The sequence below is a fragment of the Paenibacillus alkalitolerans genome, from assembly GCF_016482785.1.
In the GTDB taxonomy this organism is placed as follows: Bacteria; Bacillota; Bacilli; order Paenibacillales; family YIM-B00363; genus Paenibacillus_AE; species Paenibacillus_AE alkalitolerans.
This window is the reverse complement of sequence record NZ_JAEMXM010000012.1, coordinates 142,591-161,365: the sequence shown is the minus strand read 5'-3', so window position 1 is coordinate 161,365 and position 18,775 is coordinate 142,591. Positions and strand designations below refer to the sequence as shown.

The 18,775-nt window shown below is 53.1% G+C and carries 16 protein-coding genes; all 16 read right to left on the bottom strand.

Annotated features, from left to right (window positions below):
- Positions 1-352: 352 nt before the first annotated feature.
- The gene (hemB, locus tag JET16_RS18700) at positions 353-1,348 is read right to left on the bottom strand and encodes a porphobilinogen synthase (protein ID WP_199618482.1); all 996 of its coding nucleotides are present in this window, start codon (positions 1,346-1,348) and stop codon (positions 353-355) included.
- Positions 1,335-2,909 (bottom strand): uroporphyrinogen-III C-methyltransferase, encoded by a 1,575-nt coding sequence (cobA, locus tag JET16_RS18695; protein WP_325176721.1) that lies wholly within the window; start codon positions 2,907-2,909, stop codon positions 1,335-1,337. The genes hemB and cobA overlap by 14 nt, the downstream gene beginning before the upstream one ends.
- Positions 2,906-3,865, bottom strand: a complete 960-nt coding sequence (gene hemC, locus JET16_RS18690; RefSeq protein ID WP_199618472.1) for a hydroxymethylbilane synthase — start codon at positions 3,863-3,865, stop codon at positions 2,906-2,908. Before hemC ends, cobA begins: the two co-directional genes overlap by 4 nt.
- Before the next feature lie 100 nt (positions 3,866-3,965).
- A complete protein-coding gene (locus tag JET16_RS18685; RefSeq protein ID WP_199618467.1) occupies positions 3,966-4,616 on the bottom strand; it encodes a precorrin-2 dehydrogenase/sirohydrochlorin ferrochelatase family protein in 651 nt (216 codons plus the stop codon).
- Positions 4,617-4,655: 39 nt separating this feature from the next.
- Entirely contained in the window at positions 4,656-5,489 is an 834-nt protein-coding gene (locus tag JET16_RS18680; RefSeq protein ID WP_199618464.1) for a cytochrome C assembly family protein, read from the bottom strand.
- Positions 5,490-5,511: 22 nt separating this feature from the next.
- Positions 5,512-6,879, bottom strand: a complete 1,368-nt coding sequence (hemA, locus tag JET16_RS18675) for a glutamyl-tRNA reductase (RefSeq protein ID WP_199618461.1) — start codon at positions 6,877-6,879, stop codon at positions 5,512-5,514.
- Positions 6,880-7,201: 322 nt separating this feature from the next.
- Positions 7,202-7,729 (bottom strand): hypothetical protein, encoded by a 528-nt coding sequence (locus JET16_RS18670; protein ID WP_199618458.1) that lies wholly within the window; start codon positions 7,727-7,729, stop codon positions 7,202-7,204.
- Positions 7,730-7,835: 106 nt separating this feature from the next.
- Positions 7,836-8,237 carry an adenosylmethionine decarboxylase gene (speD, locus tag JET16_RS18665; protein ID WP_199618455.1) on the bottom strand — a complete coding sequence of 134 codons (402 nt, stop codon included), beginning with the start codon at positions 8,235-8,237 and terminating at the stop codon, positions 7,836-7,838.
- Between the two features lie 325 nt (positions 8,238-8,562).
- Positions 8,563-9,150: a non-ribosomal peptide synthetase module gene (locus JET16_RS18660; protein ID WP_199618452.1), complete on the bottom strand. Its 588-nt coding sequence runs from the start codon at positions 9,148-9,150 to the stop codon at positions 8,563-8,565.
- A gap of 215 nt (positions 9,151-9,365) precedes the next feature.
- Positions 9,366-9,959 (bottom strand): ribosome biogenesis GTP-binding protein YihA/YsxC, encoded by a 594-nt coding sequence (gene yihA, locus JET16_RS18655; protein ID WP_199618450.1) that lies wholly within the window; start codon positions 9,957-9,959, stop codon positions 9,366-9,368.
- A gap of 41 nt (positions 9,960-10,000) precedes the next feature.
- Positions 10,001-12,325 (bottom strand): endopeptidase La, encoded by a 2,325-nt coding sequence (gene lon / locus JET16_RS18650; protein ID WP_199618446.1) that lies wholly within the window; start codon positions 12,323-12,325, stop codon positions 10,001-10,003.
- 90 nt (positions 12,326-12,415) lie between these two features.
- Positions 12,416-14,128: an ATP-dependent protease LonB gene (lonB, locus tag JET16_RS18645; RefSeq protein ID WP_199618443.1), complete on the bottom strand. Its 1,713-nt coding sequence runs from the start codon at positions 14,126-14,128 to the stop codon at positions 12,416-12,418.
- A gap of 135 nt (positions 14,129-14,263) precedes the next feature.
- Complete coding sequence (gene ispG, locus JET16_RS18640) at positions 14,264-15,373, bottom strand: flavodoxin-dependent (E)-4-hydroxy-3-methylbut-2-enyl-diphosphate synthase (protein ID WP_199618440.1); 1,110 nt, start codon at positions 15,371-15,373, stop codon at positions 14,264-14,266.
- 23 nt (positions 15,374-15,396) lie between these two features.
- On the bottom strand, positions 15,397-16,659 hold the full coding sequence (clpX, locus tag JET16_RS18635) for an ATP-dependent protease ATP-binding subunit ClpX (RefSeq protein WP_199618437.1): 1,263 nt from the start codon (positions 16,657-16,659) through the stop codon (positions 15,397-15,399).
- Between the two features lie 12 nt (positions 16,660-16,671).
- Positions 16,672-17,262, bottom strand: a complete 591-nt coding sequence (gene clpP / locus JET16_RS18630) for an ATP-dependent Clp endopeptidase proteolytic subunit ClpP (protein ID WP_199618435.1) — start codon at positions 17,260-17,262, stop codon at positions 16,672-16,674.
- A gap of 188 nt (positions 17,263-17,450) precedes the next feature.
- The gene (gene tig / locus JET16_RS18625; protein WP_199618426.1) at positions 17,451-18,752 is read right to left on the bottom strand and encodes a trigger factor; all 1,302 of its coding nucleotides are present in this window, start codon (positions 18,750-18,752) and stop codon (positions 17,451-17,453) included.
- Positions 18,753-18,775 lie beyond the last annotated feature (23 nt).

Genomic DNA, 18,775 nt, shown 5'->3' with positions numbered 1-18,775 from the left:
AAGATCGCAGTAACTCATAATTTCTCCCGTCTATGAAATAGTGCGAAAATAGTTAGAAAACCTCTTTCGAGGCCAATTCAAAGAAGCAAGACCGCGATTAGCGGAAGGTTTTCTTGCGATTCTAGAATTGCCGTTCACTTTGAAACTTATAAATTCTAGAATCTTAAGAAAAACTTCTTCGAAGTAACTCAAAGGAATAATACTTACTTACAACCCATTATGCCCTAAACGCCATACCGCAACAACTTTATATAGAGTACATCTGCGACAAAAGTATGACAGTTGCGCGGATGAAGGCAAAAAACGCGCCTTGGAAGCTGGCGCGTTGAAAGCTCTATATTTCCCGTGCCCGTCAACCTTCCCGAAGCCAACGGGCGGCGTCTTTCGCATGATATGTGATCAAAATATCGGCTCCGGCGCGTTTCATGCCGGTTAACGTCTCCAATACGACCGAGCGTTCGTCGACCCAACCGTTGCGCGCAGCCGCCTTCACCATCGAATATTCCGCGCTCACATTGTAAGCCGCCAGAGGAAGCTCGAACTGTTCCCGCAGCGCGCGGATGACATCCAGATATGCAAGCGCGGGCTTCACCATCAAGATATCGGCTCCTTCGACGACGTCCGATTCCGCTTCCCGAAGCGCCTCTCTGGCATTGGCCGGATCCATCTGGTACGTCTTCCGGTCGCCGAATTGCGGCGCGGAATGCGCGGCATCCCGGAACGGCCCGTAATATGCCGATGCGTACTTGACGGTATACGACATGATCGGGACGTGATCGAGACCCGCATCGTCCAGACCTGCGCGGATGGCGGAAACGAAACCGTCCATCATATTCGATGGGGCAATCATGTCCGCGCCGGCTTTCGCTTGGGAAACGGCGGTTTTGATATGAAGCTCGAGCGACGGATCGTTTGCGACTTCCGCGCGTTTCGTATGCGGATGATGTTCCACGATCCCGCAGTGACCGTGGCTTGTATACTGGCAGACGCACGTATCCGCCACGATCAGCAATTCATTGTCCAATTGTTTGATCCGGCGGATCGCGCGCTGCACTATCCCGTCATCGTCGTAAGCGGATGAAGCGGCTTCGTCTTTCGCGTCGGGAACCCCGAACAGCAGAATCGAGCGGAGGCCGAGCTCTCTTAACTCCTGAAGCTCATCCTCCAACCGGTCCAGTGACTGATGAAACACGCCCGGCATGGACGGAATTTCTTCCTTCACGTTTTCTCCCGTCGTCACGAAAATAGGATAAATGAATTGCTCCGGCGAAAGCCTTGTTTCTCTTACCAAACCGCGCATCGCCGCGGTCGACCGCAATCTTCTATGCCGAACTCTAGGAAAACTCAAGTGGCGTCTCCCCCCCGTTGAATGACTGAACCATTGCGCGAAGCAAGGAATCGACCGTCGCATCTTCCGCTACGGCTGTTATGTGCAGGCCGCTTTCCTTTACCGTGCCCGCCGTTACGGGACCGATACAGAACACGGCGACCCCTTTCAGCAAATCCAAAGGCTGTTCCACACCGTGCTTGCGCAGCGCTTCGAACAAATTGCGAACCGTCGACGAGCTTGTGAACGTAACGGCATGAATACGGCCTTCCCGAAGCAGTTCGATCGCTTCCTCCGCCCCTTCGTCGGAAAGCACCGTCTCGTAAACGCCGGCATCCGTTACGGACATGCCGCGTTCGCGAAGAATGCGGGGTAAATCTTCTCCTGCGATTTCCGCTCGCGCAAGCAGAACGCGTTGACCGGACGCAAGCGTCTCCGGCAGGCTCTCGGCAAGCGCTTCTCCCCTGTAAGACGCGGGCATGAAGTCGGGCATCAAGCCTCTCGTGCGCAGAGCATCGCCGGTCTTCGGACCGACGGCGCCGATTCGCGCGCCATGCATTCGGCGAATGTCAATCCCCATCTCCATGCACGCTTGGAAGAAATGGTCCACGCCGTTGACGCTTGTGAACAGCACCCAGTCGAACTGCTCGATTCGGGATAAAGCGCCGTACAGAGCTTCTCTGGCCGCAGGTTGCGTCACGGTTTGCGTCCGGATGACGGGACATTCCACGGCATCTCCTCCGAGATCGTCGATTGCGTCGACCAACCCGCTCGCTTGCGCGCGGGCGCGCGTGACTAAGATGCGGCGTCCGAACAGCGGTTTCTTCTCGAACCAAGAGATCTTTTGCCTCAGTTTAACGACTTTGCCGACGATAATGACCGCAGGCGAGGTAAATCCGCTCTCCTTCACTTTGGCCGCAATATCGGAAAGCGTTCCGGTCAATGTCCGCTGCTCCATCCATGTTCCCCAACGGATAAGAGCGACAGGCGTATCCGGCTTCATGCCGCCGGTTATCAATTCGGTCGTAATATTGTCGATATTGGCCACGCCCATCAAAAATACGAGAGTTCCCGAAGCTTTGGCCAAGTGGTCCCAATCGACGCCGTTGTATGTTTTATTGGGATACTCGTGCCCGGTGACGATCGAGAACGATGACGTAAAATCCCTGTGCGTCACAGGGATGCCAGCATACGCGGGAACGGCGATAGCCGATGTGACGCCGGGTATGATTTCGAAATCCGCACCGGCGTCCGCAAGCGCCTCCGCTTCTTCTCCGACGCGCCCGAACACGGAAGGATCGCCGCCTTTGAGCCGGGTGACCGTCTTTCCTTGCGCGGCCAAATCTACGAGCAGGCGGTTGATGTCCTCTTGCTTCATCATATGCTTGTCCGGCAATTTTCCGACAAACACTTTCTCGGCATCCGGTCTCATATGCCGCAGAAGCTTCGGGCTGGCCAACCGGTCGTATACGACCACATCCGCCTTCCGGATCGCCTCGAGACCCCTCAGCGTTATTAATTTGGGGTCCCCGGGACCCGCGCCGACCAAAAACACTCTTCCCTTGGTTCTTTCAGCGTTCACCCTTCATCGCTCCTTGCATCGGCAAGTATGCGCTCCGCGCCCATGGAAAGCAGCTTCTCCCCCAAGCGGGCGCCGAGTTCTTGCGCGTTGCTGCCTTCGAGACTTTCTTTGAGCAAGACCGATCCGTCGGGACTTCCGACTACGCCAGTCAACGCAATTAAATGACCGCCTTCCGGCGAATGCTTCTTCAACACGGCATGCGCGCCGATCGGAACTTGGCATCCTCCGTTCAGAACCGCGAGAAAAGCTCGCTCCGCCGCGACGGCCCCAGCGGTTCGTTCATCATCGTATAGTTTCAGAAAGGAACGAAGCTCGCCGTCTCCCTCCCGGCATTCGATGGCAAGCGCCCCTTGCCCGACGGCAGGCACGCAAACATCCGCGGCGAGATACTCCGTAATCCGATCGTCCCATCCCATTCGATGCAGGCCGGCGGCCGCCAGTACTATGGCGTCGGCCACGCCGTCTTCCAGCTTCTTTAACCGGGAATCGATGTTGCCCCGCATCGCCTCGACCGCAAAATCGGGGCGCATATGGCGCAGCTGGCAGCTTCTTCTCAAGCTGCTTGTCCCGACCAAGCTTCCTTGAGGAAGCTCGGTCAGCCCGGCGCCGGTCCTCGAGATGAAAGCGTCCCGGGGATCCTCGCGCTGCGGAATGCAGCCGATCGTAAGGCCGTCCGGCAGCTCCGCCGGCATATCCTTCATACTATGAACTGCAAAATCGATTTCGCCGTCAAACATCGCCTGTTCTATCTCTTTCACAAACAGACCTTTGCCTCCGACCTTCGATAAAGTAACGTCCAAGATACGGTCGCCTTTCGTTACAATTTTCCGTATCTCGAAATCGTAATCGAGCCCGTGCGTACGGGCCAGCTTCTTCAAATCATCCAGCACTTGTTGGGTTTGGGTCAACGCTAGAGCGCTTTGTCGCGAACCGACCACCCATGTGCGCTTTGTCATGACGCCACCTGCCTTATCCGACGGTACCTGTTGCGGTATTACCTCGCGGACAACCTCCGGTTGCCTCGTGAATATTACGAGTGTAACACAATTAGCCTTCTCATACACTTGTGAGCGCCGTCCAGGCGCGATTTTCCGCTTCATCTGGCGATTCGCCACCGCCAAGCGCGGAAAGCAAATCCATGTCCAACAAAAGCTCCAGCTTATCATGACGCAGCGCGGGATCGTCAATCTCGTTCTTGATACGCCGCCTCAGCCTCGCCAGCACCTCCGTATACGCCGCGTACTCTTCGCCATACGCGGCCGAGATCTCGCCGGCAATCTTCCTCGTTAGAAGCGGACTAGCTCCTCCCGTCGTCAGCGAAATCGTCAACCTCCCTCGGCGGACGACCGACGGGACTATAAAATCGCTTCGCTCCGGATCATCCGCCACTGTTATCCACACACCCAAGCTTGCCGCTTCCGATGCAACCGCCTCGTTCGCCGCCGGGTCGTTCGTCGCTGCGAATGCCAGCGCCGCCCCGGCTAAATCGCCGACCCGATACGTTCTGCGCTCCCACGCCAGCTTGCCTTCCTCCGCAGCTTCCATCAACGGCCGTACGGCATCAGGCGATACGACGACGACGTTCGCGCCTGCTTCGAGAAGCGCCTTGGTTCTTCTCCAACCGATTTTCCCGCCGCCGACCACCACGCATCTCCGCCGCCGCAAATGAAGCATGAGGGGGTAGTAAGTGCTGAATTGTTCCATCATTCGTACCTCTCTTGTCGTTCTTTTCACGTACCGCGTTTATTAACCCGACGGGAACCACGGATGAATCGAGGAGAAGAAATTCGAGAACGCAAAATTCGCAAGAAGGATTCCGAAGCTCGCCAAATTCCAAAGCGCGAGCCGGTTTCCCGGGGTTTGAAACTTTCGCTTCAGCACAAACAACCAACCGTATGACAGCAGGACTGCGAGCGTCCCGAACACTTTAAAGTCGAAAAACAGAGCGGCCGCCGACTGATATTCCAGCACCATCCATACCGATCCGAGCGATAACGACAGTATCAGCATCGGCAGTCCGACAAGGGCGTACAACGACATATGGCGCTCCATCGATTCGAGGCTCGGCAGACGATTCAGTGCGAGCGACCATCGTTTCCCTTTCAACCGCCGGTATAAAAACAAATATAGTCCGGAGAGCACCGCCGAGAGAGCGAAAGCCGCATAGCTGAACAGCGCCAAAGCGATGTGAAGCCAGAGCAGCTCTTCCGAAGCCGCGAAAGCCGACGGCGCAACGCCGGGATCGGACATTAAGTTCAACACAAGAATGGTAAATCCGAACACATTGACGAAAAAGACGGCGAACCCCAACGGATAAAACCGGCTCGCCACAATCGAGACGGTGACCAACAGCCAAGAAAAGAAAAATAATATTTCGAACATCGTCAACAGCGGCATATACCGGTGTTCATACATTCGGACGAAGAAAAACAAAGTTTGCAGCACCCACACAAAAACAAGCAGCCCTGCGCCCATCCGCTTGGCGCCGTCGTTCTTCGAAACGACGTCGGTGAAATAAAACAGAAGGCTCAGGGCATATATATAAATTATTAAATCGTACATCCAATTTTTCGTAATCATGACAGCACCCCGCTTACTTGGCTCACGCCAAGGTCATGGAGCCGCGGTTGCGTATGGAACTTACCGGCGCCTCGGAGTGGTCCGCTTCGGCCTGCGTCTCCCGTTCCCGCAGCTGGCGCTGCATCGCTTCTTCCAACCCGAACAACGCAATGAACTGCTCCAGCGCTTCATCTCCCCGGCGTTCCGGCGCCATCTCTTTCACGCGTAAAATCGGATCATGCATCATCTGGTTCAGCATGCTCTTGGTGAGCTTGCTGATCACTTTCCACTCACGTTCGGACAAATCGGGCAATTTGTTGCGCATGCTTGCGAGCGTCTCCTCGTGAATGGACGACGCTTTGTCCTGCAGCGCCCGGATGACCGGACCGACACCAAGCGTCCGGTACCATTGATGGAACGCTTCGAGCTCCGCGGCAATGAGCCCTTCGATCTTGGCCGCTTCCTGACGGCGCAGTTCCTTGTTCGCTTCGACAATTCCTTCAAGATCGTCGATGTCGTACAAGTATACGTTAGGAACATTGTGTATCTCCGGGTCCAGGTCGCGCGGAACCGCGATGTCGATCATAAAGAGCGGTCGGGACGGCCGCAGCCGCATCGCCGCTTCGACATCCCTTCTCTTAAGCACCAAGCCTTCAAACCCTGTCGACGAGATAACGACATCGGATTGCGCAAGCAATTCCGGCAATTGCTCCATTGCATGCGCGCTTCCTCCGAACTTGGCCGAAAGCTCCGCCGCGCGGGAAAGCGTCCGGTTTACAACGCCGATGTTCTTCGCCCCCCCGGAGCGTAAATGCTTCGCCGTCAATTCGCTCATCTTCCCGGCTCCGACGATAAGAACGTTCTTCTTTGCGAATGTCCCGAATATGCGTTTGCCGAGCTCCACAGCCGCATAAGATACGGATACCGCGTTCTCGCCGATCGCCGTCTCCGAATGCGCGCGTTTAGCCATGGTAACCGCCTGCTTAAAGAGCATATTAAAGAGCATGCCCGTTGTTTTCTCACGTTGGGAGAGCAGAAAGGCGTCGCGAACCTGGCCCAAAATTTGCGTCTCGCCGATCACCATCGAGTCGAGACCGCACGCTACGCGGAACAGATGTTCAATCGCCGCGTCATCCTCATGCGTATACAAATACGGTGAAAATTTGTCCCGCGCAACGCCGAACCACGATTCAATGAAACCCCGAATATGTTGCCCGCATATTTTTTTGCGGTCCACGACCGCGTAAATTTCCGTCCGGTTGCAAGTGCCCACGATGACACATTCGAGAACGCTCTTCACGGCCTTCAATTCCATGAGCGCTTGCGGCAGCCGTTCGGGCGCGATGGCAAACCGCTCCCTTACTTCCACAGGGGCCGTCCGGTAGTTCAAGCCTACGACGACAATGTGCATCGAGTTCACCGCCTTCCTACTTAAAAATAATACTTTTCGTCCAAATCATGCACTTTCGACATTATATCATAAATCGACAAGCCGTACCTCAAACAATAATGACAAAATATTGAATGCGCGACAGCCTTGTCCGGTTAACATATATGACAATATTATAACCAAACCTTCATCGAAGTAAATTCAAGGAAGCCAGACCGCGAATAAAGGAAGGTTTGGTTGCAACATTGAATTGATCAGTTCTGCATCAAACTTCATGAATTTCAATGTTACAACCAAACCCTTCATCGAAGTAAATTCAAGGAAGGCAGAGCACGTATAAGCGCTACTTTACATGCTCCGATAGCAGCTTCACAATTGCATCATCCGCTTTCTTCATCATATCGGCTTGCGAGCCGACGATATGGCCGCTTTGCGTCAACAATTGCGCATATGCCGCGTGCAACTGTTGGAAATGAGGCCCGACAGCGCCCAACAGCTCTGTTTCTTCCGCTTTCAACGCCCTGTCGCCGCCGATCTGCATCCGGACGATCCATTCCATAAGGCGGGAAACGGAACGCAGCTCGGGCAGCGGCGCTCCCCAAGCTTTCAGAAGTTTGCCATGCGTATATTCAACGGAATACGCCGCCTGTTTCAGCCCGTTCAATTGGTCCGTAGCAGCCAGTCTATTCGCCTCGCCGGCGAAACCGCTCAATAGCTCTACTTGAAACAAAGAAGCCTCGTAAAGCAAAATTTTGGCGTCTTCGGACGTATTGTCGGAGCGAAGCGCGCCGATCAGCTGGATGACGGTCCAAACTCCCATAACCGCTATAACCACTAATACGATTGTACGCGGCCCTTTTCGCATAAGCATTACGTTTCCTCCTGCACTTTGGGTTTGTACATCCTATGTACGGGAGAAAAATAAATGACCACGGAACACGAGTTCCATGGTCATGTCATTTGCGTTGTTAATTCGCTTACTTTACTGCAACCGCAGTTTTCATTTCCGGTTCAACAACTTGAAGTTCTCCGATGCCGCGGACCAGTTTTTTCGCATACGCCGTTTCCGGTTTCAATACGTCCACCAGGTAGTCGATCGCCATTTGCGGGTCGACCGTATCGCCGCACGTGTAGCAATCGATAGCGGCGAATCCCTTCTCAGGATACGTATGGATCGAGAGATGGCTCTCCGACAAGAGTACCAACACCGTCGCGCCTTGAGGTTCGAATTGCTTGGATTGAACCGATAGTACCGTTGCACCGCTGACTTCTGCTGCTTCAACCAATTGGGACTGAAGCCATTCGGCGTTGTTCAATTTGTCAAAGTCCACGCCCCAAGTGTCAACGGCAACATGTCTTCCGAAAGTAGAGTATTCCATCTTTCGGTTCCCCCTTCCTAGGAATAAAATGTGTAAAACAAATTTCATCCGCTAGGACCTACGTCATTCACTGCTCTAGGGGATCAATCTCGCGATAATCCATGTCCTGAGTGAATCCTGGTTCCTATTAATTTTTTTCAACGATGATAAAAGTAACATCATTTGCCCATAAATGCAATAGTTTTTTTCTCAAAAACCGGCCTTTGGAAAAATCTTAACAATTGCCCATCCATCATACGGTATGCAATTCGCGGTTGAAATGCGGCTTGGCATGCCGCGAAATACAAAAAAATACCGCCCAACGAGGCGGTATTCTATAGAACGATCAAGCTTCCAGCACAAACAACCGGCGCGTAAGCCGAGACAATTCGCCGTCTATGCGCTTGAGCTCCGTATCATCCCGGCTCTTGTTACGTCGGTCGAGCAGGTCGTCGATTTCAAGCTGCGCCACTTGAATTTGAATTTCCACATTACGGTTGCGGAAAACTTCAGTCAGTTGGCCGACGGTGTCTTTATGCGCGTAAATGAGTCTTTCGCCGCGCTTGCTGCGTTCCGTAATGCGCGTGACGATACCTTGACGGTACTGATACTCCACCGTGTGATGCTCGTAAATCCGGTTTACAACGGCGTCGCCTTTGAATTGTGAAACCGCTGTCCTCATTGCGTTCGCCAGAGTCGTGTCCGTAAACCGGCAAGAACCCTCCAGAACGTAATGTCCTTGTTTCCGTTCAAACGTAAGGACAAGATCTGTTCCGGTCAAGTCTTCGACGGCAATTTCTTGACTTCCGTTCTCAAGCACCTTCACTTTAAACTTTAAATTATAATTGTGAAACAGCTGCAATAGTTGCGATAATTGGGCTTCGGATAACATCAGACAGGTTTTGACGTATTCGGTCGCTAACCGCTGAGCCATAAAAGAAATCTCCCTCAATTCGTTAAGGTTAGGAAACACAAGTTTCGGTCCCATAACCATTATACAACAAACCGTATACCTTTTGCCCGCAGCCGATTCATTGATTTTCGGGCAAAAACTACAATATTTCGCAATTAACCGGAGGGAGAGCGGCAATACCCGACCAATCCTCTGTTTCCTGCACGGAGTTTGGGGGTTCCCTATAGTGTTTAACGTTATTCTTCGTTTGAGAGGAAGGATTGTATGACTCCCCACAATTCATCTTTACCCGTTCCGTCTTCCGAGGAGAATATGACAAGCGGATCCCCTTGTCTCATATTCAAGCGCTCTTTGACCGTTTTGGCATGGCTCGCCCGTTTGCCTTTCGGTATTTTATCGGCTTTCGTGGCAACGACGCACACGGGCAATCCGTAGTGGACAAGCCATTCGTACATCGTAACATCGTCGGCGGTCGGCGGGTGGCGCAGATCAATCAGGTGCAGGACCGCCCGGAGCGTATCCCGTTTCGTCAAATAGCTTTCGATCATGTTTCCCCATTGTTTCCGGGTTTCCTTCGAAACTTTGGCAAATCCGTAACCCGGTAAATCCACAAAATACATCGCTTCGTTAATTCGATAGTAGTTTAACGTTTGCGTTTTTCCGGGTTGGGAGCTTGTCCTCGCCAAATTTTTACGGTTGATCAGCCGGTTGATCAGCGAAGATTTGCCGACATTGGAACGCCCTGCCAGAGCGATTTCCGGCAAGGCGTCCTCGGGATATTGATTCGGTTTGACCGCGCTTATGACAAATTCGGCTTGCAAAATTTTCATCGGTATTACAACCGCCCTTTCGGGGTTAATCTCCGTTACGTTTACGAATCGGCCAAAGCATGTTCCAGAACTGCGTCCATATGCGACACCGGCACGAATGTGACGTCTTCCTTCACGCTGTCGGGTATTTCCCGCAAATCCTTCTCATTGTCCTGAGGGAAAAGGATCTTCTTTATGCCCGCGCGGTGCGCGGCAAGCGCCTTCTCCTTCAATCCGCCGATCGGCAGCACACGTCCCCTCAGCGTTATTTCACCCGTCATCGCCACTTCACGGTTTACCCGCTGCTCCGTCAACGCTGAAATAAGTGCGGTTGCGATCGTGATGCCAGCCGAAGGTCCGTCCTTAGGGATGGCTCCTTCCGGAATGTGAATATGAATATCGTTCTTCTCGTGGAAGTCCTCCGGAATGTTGAGCTCCGCCGCACGGGAACGCGCGTAGCTGAAAGCGGCTTGAGCCGACTCCTTCATCACGTCTCCCAGCTTGCCGGTAAGCGTGAGCTTGCCGGTGCCCGGCAAGACCGTCACTTCGATCAACAGCGTGTCCCCGCCGACCTCGGTCCAAGCAAGACCGCATACGACGCCTACTTGATCTTCTTCTTCCGCCATCCCGTACCGGAACTTGGCGGGGCCCAAATACTCGGGCACGTTATCAGAAGTAATCTTCACGATGCTTTCGGGCTCGGCCACGACTGCCTTGGCCGCTTTGCGGCACAACGACGCCAACTGCTGTTCGAGATTGCGCACGCCGGACTCCCGCGTATATTCGCGAATCACTTTAAGCAGCGCCTCGGAATCCAACTGAAGCCGCTCGGCGTCCAGGCCGTGCTCCTGCTTTTGTTTAGGCAATAAGTGATTCTCCGCAATGTGCAGTTTTTCCAATTCGGTGTACCCCGGAATATAAAGCACTTCCATACGGTCCAACAGCGGTCTTGGAATGTTGTGAAGCGCATTGGCGGTCGTTATGAACATGACTTTCGACAAGTCGAACGGCACCTCGATGTAATGGTCGCTGAACGTATTGTTTTGTTCCGGATCAAGCACTTCCAGCAAAGCGGACGCCGGATCTCCGCGAAAATCCATGGCCATCTTGTCGATCTCGTCCAATAGAAACACCGGATTGTTTGTGCCGGCGTTCTTCAGCCCTTGCACGATTCGTCCCGGCATCGCACCCACATAGGTCCGGCGATGGCCGCGGATTTCCGCTTCGTCGCGCACGCCTCCAAGAGAGGCGCGAACGAATTCGCGTCCAAGCGATTTGGCGATCGATTTGGCAAGCGACGTCTTGCCGACACCGGGAGGACCGGCGAAGCAAAGGATCGGCCCCTTGAGCTTCTTCACTAGTTGTTGGACCGCCAAATATTCCAGCACGCGTTCCTTCGGTTTTTCCAAACCGTAATGTTCCGCGTTCAATATTTCCTCCGCTCTGGCAAGGTCCAAATCGTCTTCCGTTTGCTTGGTCCATGGGAGAGACAATAACCAATCGACATAAGTGCGAATGACGCTGCCTTCTGCAGAAGTAGCCGGCATCTTCTCCAGCCGTTCTATTTCCTTCTCAACTTTCTCCGCCACTTTCTCGGGGACGTTCGCCTCTTTCAATTGAGCGCGTAGTTCGTCCGCCTCTCCGGCGCGGCCTTCCTTATCGCCTAACTCTTTTTGGATGGCTTTCATCTGCTCGCGGAGGTAATATTCCTTCTGCGTCTTCTCCATCTGCTTCTTGACACGCTGGCTGATCTTGCGCTCGAGTTCGAGCACCTCGCGTTCATTGTTGAGAAACTCGAGAAGCTTCTCCAATCGCGAGCGGACGTCGATCGTTTCCAGAATGTCTTGCTTGTCTCTAATTTTTAACGACAAGTGGCTGCAGATTACATCCGCAAGGCGCCCCGGTTCGTCGATGTCGGACACTGCGGCCAACGTTTCCGGGGTCACTTTCTTCGATAAATTGATATAATGTTCAAACTGGTTGAGCACCGTGCGCATGAGCGCGTCGATCTCGGGATCATCCAGTTCTCTTTCCGGCAGCTCGCGGACCATAACTTCGTAATATTCCGTATTCGGTACATATTCGGTGATTTCGGCGCGCATGACGCCCTCCACCAATACGCGTATCGTGCCGTTGGGCAGCTTCAGCATTTGGCGGACTCGGGATATGGTTCCGATCCGGTAAATATCGTCCTGAGTCGGTTCTTCGATATTGATTTCCGACTGTGTACAGAGCAGGATCATGTTGTCTTCGACCATCGCCTTTTCCAAAGCTTTGACCGATTTTTCTCGCCCCACGTCCAGATGGAGCACCATGCTCGGATACACTAAGAGCCCCCGTAAAGGCAGCAGCGGCAGGCGCCGTCCTTTCGGTTTGTTCAAGCCCATCCTGTGGCACCTCCAGAGAACTCTTCACTAAAAATGGCTGTATTTCATTCTATCAAAGTTGGTTGTAAAACACCAATGGAGCATGACCATTTATTCGGGCTTGCCATCCGCATGAAGAATCGATACGGCCGGAGCGTGCGCCGTTTCCCCCGGCAAGCTTGGCACAATTTCCGCGAAATGCTCGCGGCGAATGCCGAACAGCTCGCCGAACAGCTCGTCGATATGGTCGACCGGGACGACCTGAAGACCTCCTTGCAAATTTTCAAACAGCGCGTTCCAGTTTTCTTTCGGGATAAACACTTTCGTAGCGCCGGCTTGGAACGCCGCTTCCACTTTCGCCACCGTCCCGCCTACCGGCTTCACTTTGCCGTGAATGCTGACCTCCCCCGTCATAGCGATCTTGTTGTCCACAGGTACGTTCAATATCGACGAAGTTACCGCCGTCGCCATCGCCACGCCGGCAGAAGGCCCGTCAATCGGTACACCGCCAGGGAAATTTACGTGCAGATCATAATCTTGCGGCGCCAATCCGAATCTGCGCAGCACAGTCAAGACGTTCTCAACGGAGCCGCGGGCCATGCTTTTACGGCGCAGCGTCTTCGTGCCGCCTCCCAGTTCCTCTTCGTCGACTACCCCCGTAATAATCAGCTTGCCTGCTCCGGGGCGCTCCGCAGCGATCGATGTCACCTCTATTTCAAGAAGCGTCCCCATATTCGGTCCGTACACGGCCAAACCGTTGACCAATCCGACGCCCGGCTCGGCGGGAATCTTCTTTTCGGGCCGCGGCGACATTTGGCTGCTGCTCACAACCCACTCCACATCGGCAGCCGTTATTTCATTGCGCTTTTCCGTCATCGCTACGCCTGCCGCAAGCTGGACGATATTGACCGCTTCCCGGCCGTTCGTTGCATACTTCTTCACCACTTCAACCGCTTGCGCATTAGGCTCGAGCCCGACCTTGGACATCGCATTTTCCGCAATCTGGCCGATCTCATCGGGAAGCAGCGGCCGGAAAAAAATTTCCATGCAGCGTGAACGAAGCGCGGGCGGCAGCTCTTGAGGCGTCCGTGTCGTTGCGCCTACCAAGCGAAAATCGGCGGGCAGACCGTTTTGAAAAATATCGTGAATATAACTCGGGATATGGGTGTCCTCCGAGTTGTAGTACGCGCTCTCCAAAAACACCTTCCGGTCTTCGAGCACTTTCAGTAATTTATTCATCTGAATCGGGTGCAGCTCTCCGATCTCGTCGATAAACAATAATCCTCCGTGCGCTTTGCTTACGGCGCCGGGCTTCGGCTGAGGTATGCCCGCCACACCCATCGCCCCTGCCCCTTGGTATATGGGGTCGTGTACGGAACCGATCAACGGATCCGCGATTCCCCGCTCATCGAAGCGGGCGGTCGTTGCGTCAATCTCGGTAAACTTCGCTTCTTGCCGAAACGGCGAATCCGCGTTCTTCTTCGCTTCTTCCAGCACCACGCGTGCGGCGGCGGTTTTGCCGACTCCCGGTGGTCCGTAAATGATAACATGCTGAGGATTCGGGCCGCACAACGCCGCTTTTAGCGCCCGTATGCCTTCCTTTTGCCCGACTATTTCGTTCATCGTTGTCGGCCGCGTTTTCTCCGCTAACGGCTTGGTGAGCGATATGGAGCGGAGTTTGCGCAGCTTCTCCATTTCCTTCTTGGATTCCCGGTCGACGGCTACTTTATTCGTTTGTTGATTGCGAAGCATATTCCAGAAGTATAAGCCGATAACAACGGCAAAAAACACTTGAACCAACATAAGTACAAGACTCAAAGTCATTCACTGTACCCTCCTGTCATTTCATCCCCTAATACATTTCAGTATTGCCTCTACACAGGCCCTTCATCCGGTAAAATCCGACTAAAGAAACAAAAAAAACACCGCTTCCTCAATAAGGAAGCGGTGCCGCTCTCGCTATACGCCGGAACCGTGTTTCCGTCCCGGTATGACGCCTGTTCGGTTATATTCTTCAACGATATGATCGATTTCCTTCTTTAGCTCGGAAACAAGGTCGCTTTCCGGCACTTTGCGGATCATTTCCCCGTACCGGAACAACATCCCCTCGCCCCGGGCTCCCGCGATGCCGATATCGGCCTCTCTCGCTTCGCCGGGGCCGTTCACCGCGCAGCCTAAGACGGAAACTTTAATCGGCACTTTGACTTTCTCCAAGTAGGCTTCCACTTCGTTGGCCACGGCGAACAAATCGATGTCCAGCCGGCCGCATGTCGGACAAGACACCAAGGTTGCGGCGTTGGAAATCAAACCGAAAGACTTCAGCAGCTCGCGCGCCACCTTCACCTCTTCCACCGGATCGGCGCTCAAGCTGATCCGAATTGTGGAGCCGATACCGGCATGAAGCAATACGCCGAGACCGGCGGAGCTCTTCACCGTTCCGGAAAACAACGTGCCCGCTTCCGTTATGCCAAGATGCAGCGGATATGGGATGACGGCGGCAGCTTTCATATACGCCGCAATCGCCATCGGCACATCCGACGCTTTAAGGGACACGATGATGTCTTGGAAATCGAGTTCCTCCAAGATGCCTATGTGGAACAAGGCGCTTTCCACCATCGCCTCCGGCGTGGGATAGCCGTATTTATCGAGCAAATGCTTCTCCAGCGAGCCGGCGTTGACACCGATTCGGATCGGGATGCCCCGTTCCTTGCATGCCTTGACGACAGCCTCGACTTTTTCCTTCCGGCCGATGTTTCCCGGATTGATCCTCACTTTATCGATACCGTTCTCGATCGCTTTCAACGCAAGCCGATGGTCGAAATGGATATCCGCGACAAGCGGTATCGAAATTTGCCGTTTGATTTCGCGAATCGCATCGGCCGCTTCGTTATTGTTGACGGTCACGCGCACAATTTGACAACCGGCCTCTTCGAGACGGTGGATCTCCGCCACCGTTGCCTTGACATCCGCCGTCTTCGTCGTGCACATGCTCTGGATGATGACTTCGTCGTTTCCCCCGATGGTCAAGTCTCCGACCTTGACCGGACGCGTATCCTTGCGATGGTACATCCGCTTCTCCCCCTGAAAGGACGTTACGCGCTTTCTTCTTTTTTGCTTTTCTTATCGAGCTTCACGCTGGTGAGCGTCGGCGCGATCTTGTTTTGGACGGCCTCTCTGGTGACGAGGCAGTGGTTGATGTCGGTACGGGACGGAACGTCATACATCACATCCAGCATAATGCTTTCAATGATCGCGCGGAGACCGCGTGCGCCGGTGTTCCGCTTGATCGCTTCGCTGGCAATCGCTTCGAGCGCGCCGGATTCAAATTCAAGCTGAACGTCGTCCATCTCAAGCAATTTCTGGTATTGCTTGACAAGCGCGTTCTTCGGTTCGGACAAAATCCGGACAAGCGCGTTCTCATCAAGCGGCTCGAGTGAAGTGATCACCGGCAAGCGGCCGACGAATTCCGGAATTAAGCCGTACTTCAACAAATCTTCCGGAAGCACTAAAGACAAATATTCTCCGGCCTTCAAGTCGACCTTGCCGCCGTCGGAGCCGAAACCGATCACTTTCTTCCCGATTCTGCGCTTGATGATTTGTTCCAAGCCGTCAAATGCGCCGCCGCAAATGAACAGAATGTTCGTCGTGTCGATTTGGATAAATTCTTGATGAGGATGCTTTCTTCCGCCTTGCGGAGGAACGGAAGCTACAGTCCCCTCCAATATTTTCAGAAGCGCCTGTTGAACGCCTTCTCCGGAAACGTCGCGCGTAATCGACGGATTTTCGGACTTCCTCGCCACTTTGTCGATTTCGTCGATGTAAATAATGCCTCGCTCGGCTTTTTCCACATCGTAATCGGCCGCTTGAATTAATTTCAGCAAAATATTTTCAACGTCTTCACCGACATAGCCGGCCTCAGTTAAAGACGTCGCGTCCGCAATGGCGAACGGGACGTTCAAAATTTTCGCAAGCGTCTGGGCAAGCAGCGTTTTGCCGCTTCCCGTCGGACCTACCAGCATAATGTTGCTCTTCGTCAACTCGACTTCGTCATTCTTGCTCTGGGAGTTGATTCGCTTGTAATGGTTGTAAACCGCTACCGCAAGCGACTTCTTCGCTTGATCCTGACCGATGACGTACTGGTCCAAAATTTCGCGAATTTCTTGAGGCTTGGGAACGTCTTTCAGATCCAGCTCCTCATCGTTCCCCAATTCTTCTTCAACGATTTCAGTGCAAAGTTCGATGCACTCGTCGCATATATATACGCCGGGGCCGGCTACCAATTTTCGCACTTGATCCTGCATCTTGCCGCAGAAAGAACATTTGAGTTGGCCTTTTTCTTCATTAAATTTAAACATGGACTTCCCTCCCTATTTCAATTCGACGGGTGAAATCACCTTGTCGATCAATCCGTATTCGAGCGCCTCTTCCGCGCTCATAAAGAAATCCCGGTCGGTATCGCGTTCGATTTTCTCGTATGGCTGACCGGTATGCTTGACATATATATTATTCAGTTTTTGCTTAGTTTTGATAATCCAATCGGCGTGAATTTTTATGTCGGTCGCTTGGCCGCGCACGCCGCCTAACGGCTGGTGAATCATCACTTCGCTGTTGGGAAGCGCGAAACGCTTGCCCTTGGCGCCGGCGGTAAGAAGAATGGAGCCCATGCTGGCCGCCATACCGACGCAGATGCTGGACACATCCGGTTTAATGTACTGGATCGTATCGTATATTCCCATGCCGGCCGTTACCGAGCCGCCGGGAGAGTTGATGTAAAGATGAATGTCTTTCTCGGAATCGTCTGCAGCCAAGAACAGCAGCTGCGCAATGACGAGATTGGCTACGTCGTCATCAATGGCGCTCCCCAAAAAGATGATGCGGTCTTTCAACAGGCGCGAGTAGATATCATACGAACGCTCTCCGCGATTCGTCTGTTCCACAACAATAGGCACCAAACTCATGTTTACCAACCTCGCTTCTTTGCAATGTGGGGTTACACATTTAGTTTAGCATTTTCCAAGTTCGATGTCATATTCCCGAGAATGACCTTAACGGCATTAAGAATTGCCCGTCTTATAAAAGAGTGGGCACGCAGGTAAAAGCTGTGACGTGCCCACTCTTTCATGTTTAATTGTTGTTATAATTTAGTTTACGCAACCGAAGTCACAGATTTGCTATGTTCGACAAGGAAGTCGACCGCTTTTTTTGTCGAGAGCTCGTTGCGGATGTCGTCAAGCCGGCCGTTCGATTCCAAAATGCGGCGAAGCTCATCCACTGGACGGCGGTAAGTCTCCGACATCTCCTGCAATTCTTTCTCCAACTCTTCGTCCGTCGCTTCCAAGCCTTCCGCTTTCGCAATGGACTCAAGTACCAATGCGTGCAGTACGCGCTTTTCCGCGTCCGGTTGCATTTGCTCTTTAAGCGCGTTCTCGTCTTGCCCCGAGAATTGGAAATACATCTCCAAATTCATTCCTTGGGAGCGAAGACGGCTTTCGAACTCTTGAACCATCTCGTTCAATTGATTTTCCACCATAACGCTCGGAACTTCGACTTTCGCGTTGGCGGCTGCCTTATCAATTACGGTTTGTTCGATATGAATGCGGTTTTCGCGTTCTTTGCGCTTAGCGATCCGCTGCTCGATATCGGATTTGAATTCTTCCAACGTATCGAATTCGCTGACGTCCTTCGCAAACTCATCGTCCAGCTCCGGAAGATTTTTCCGTTTGATCTCGTTCACTTTCACCTTGAACACGGCAGGCTTGCCGGCAAGGTTTTCCGCTTGATAGCTTTCCGGGAACGTCACTTCGATATCCTTCTCTTCGCCGACCGACATGCCGATCACGCTATCCTCGAATCCGGGAATGAAGCTGTTCGAACCGAGCTCAAGCGAATATTTCTCGGCTTTGCCGCCTTCGAACGGTTCTCCGTCCACAAAGCCTTCAAAATCGATGCTGACGATGTCGCCGTTAGCCGCGGCCCCTTCTTCAATGGGAACAAGCTCCGCGTGCCGGGTTTGCAGACGTTTCAATTCCTCATCGATCTCTTCGGCGGTAACGGACACTTCTTTGTGTTCGACTTCAAGGCCTTTATATTCGCCGAGTTCCACTTCAGGCTTCACTTGCACTTTCGCCTTTAGTTTCATCGATTGATTCTTGCCGAATTGCTCGATATCCACCTCCGGACGGTCGATCGGCTCGATGCCGGTTTCCTGCAAAGCAAAAGTGTAAGCTTCTGGCAAAATAATATCGATTGCGTCTTGATACAAGCTCTCGACGCCGAATTTCGCTTCAAAAATTTGCCGCGGCACTTTGCCTTTCCGGAATCCCGGAACGTTAATGCGGTTGGCCACCTTCTTAAAAGCTTTGTTAATGGCTTCGTTCACCTGATCGGATTCGACCTCGATGGTGAGAACGCCCACATTTTTCTCTATTTTTTCCCAACTTGCCTTCATTCTATGCATCCTCCAAACTATTC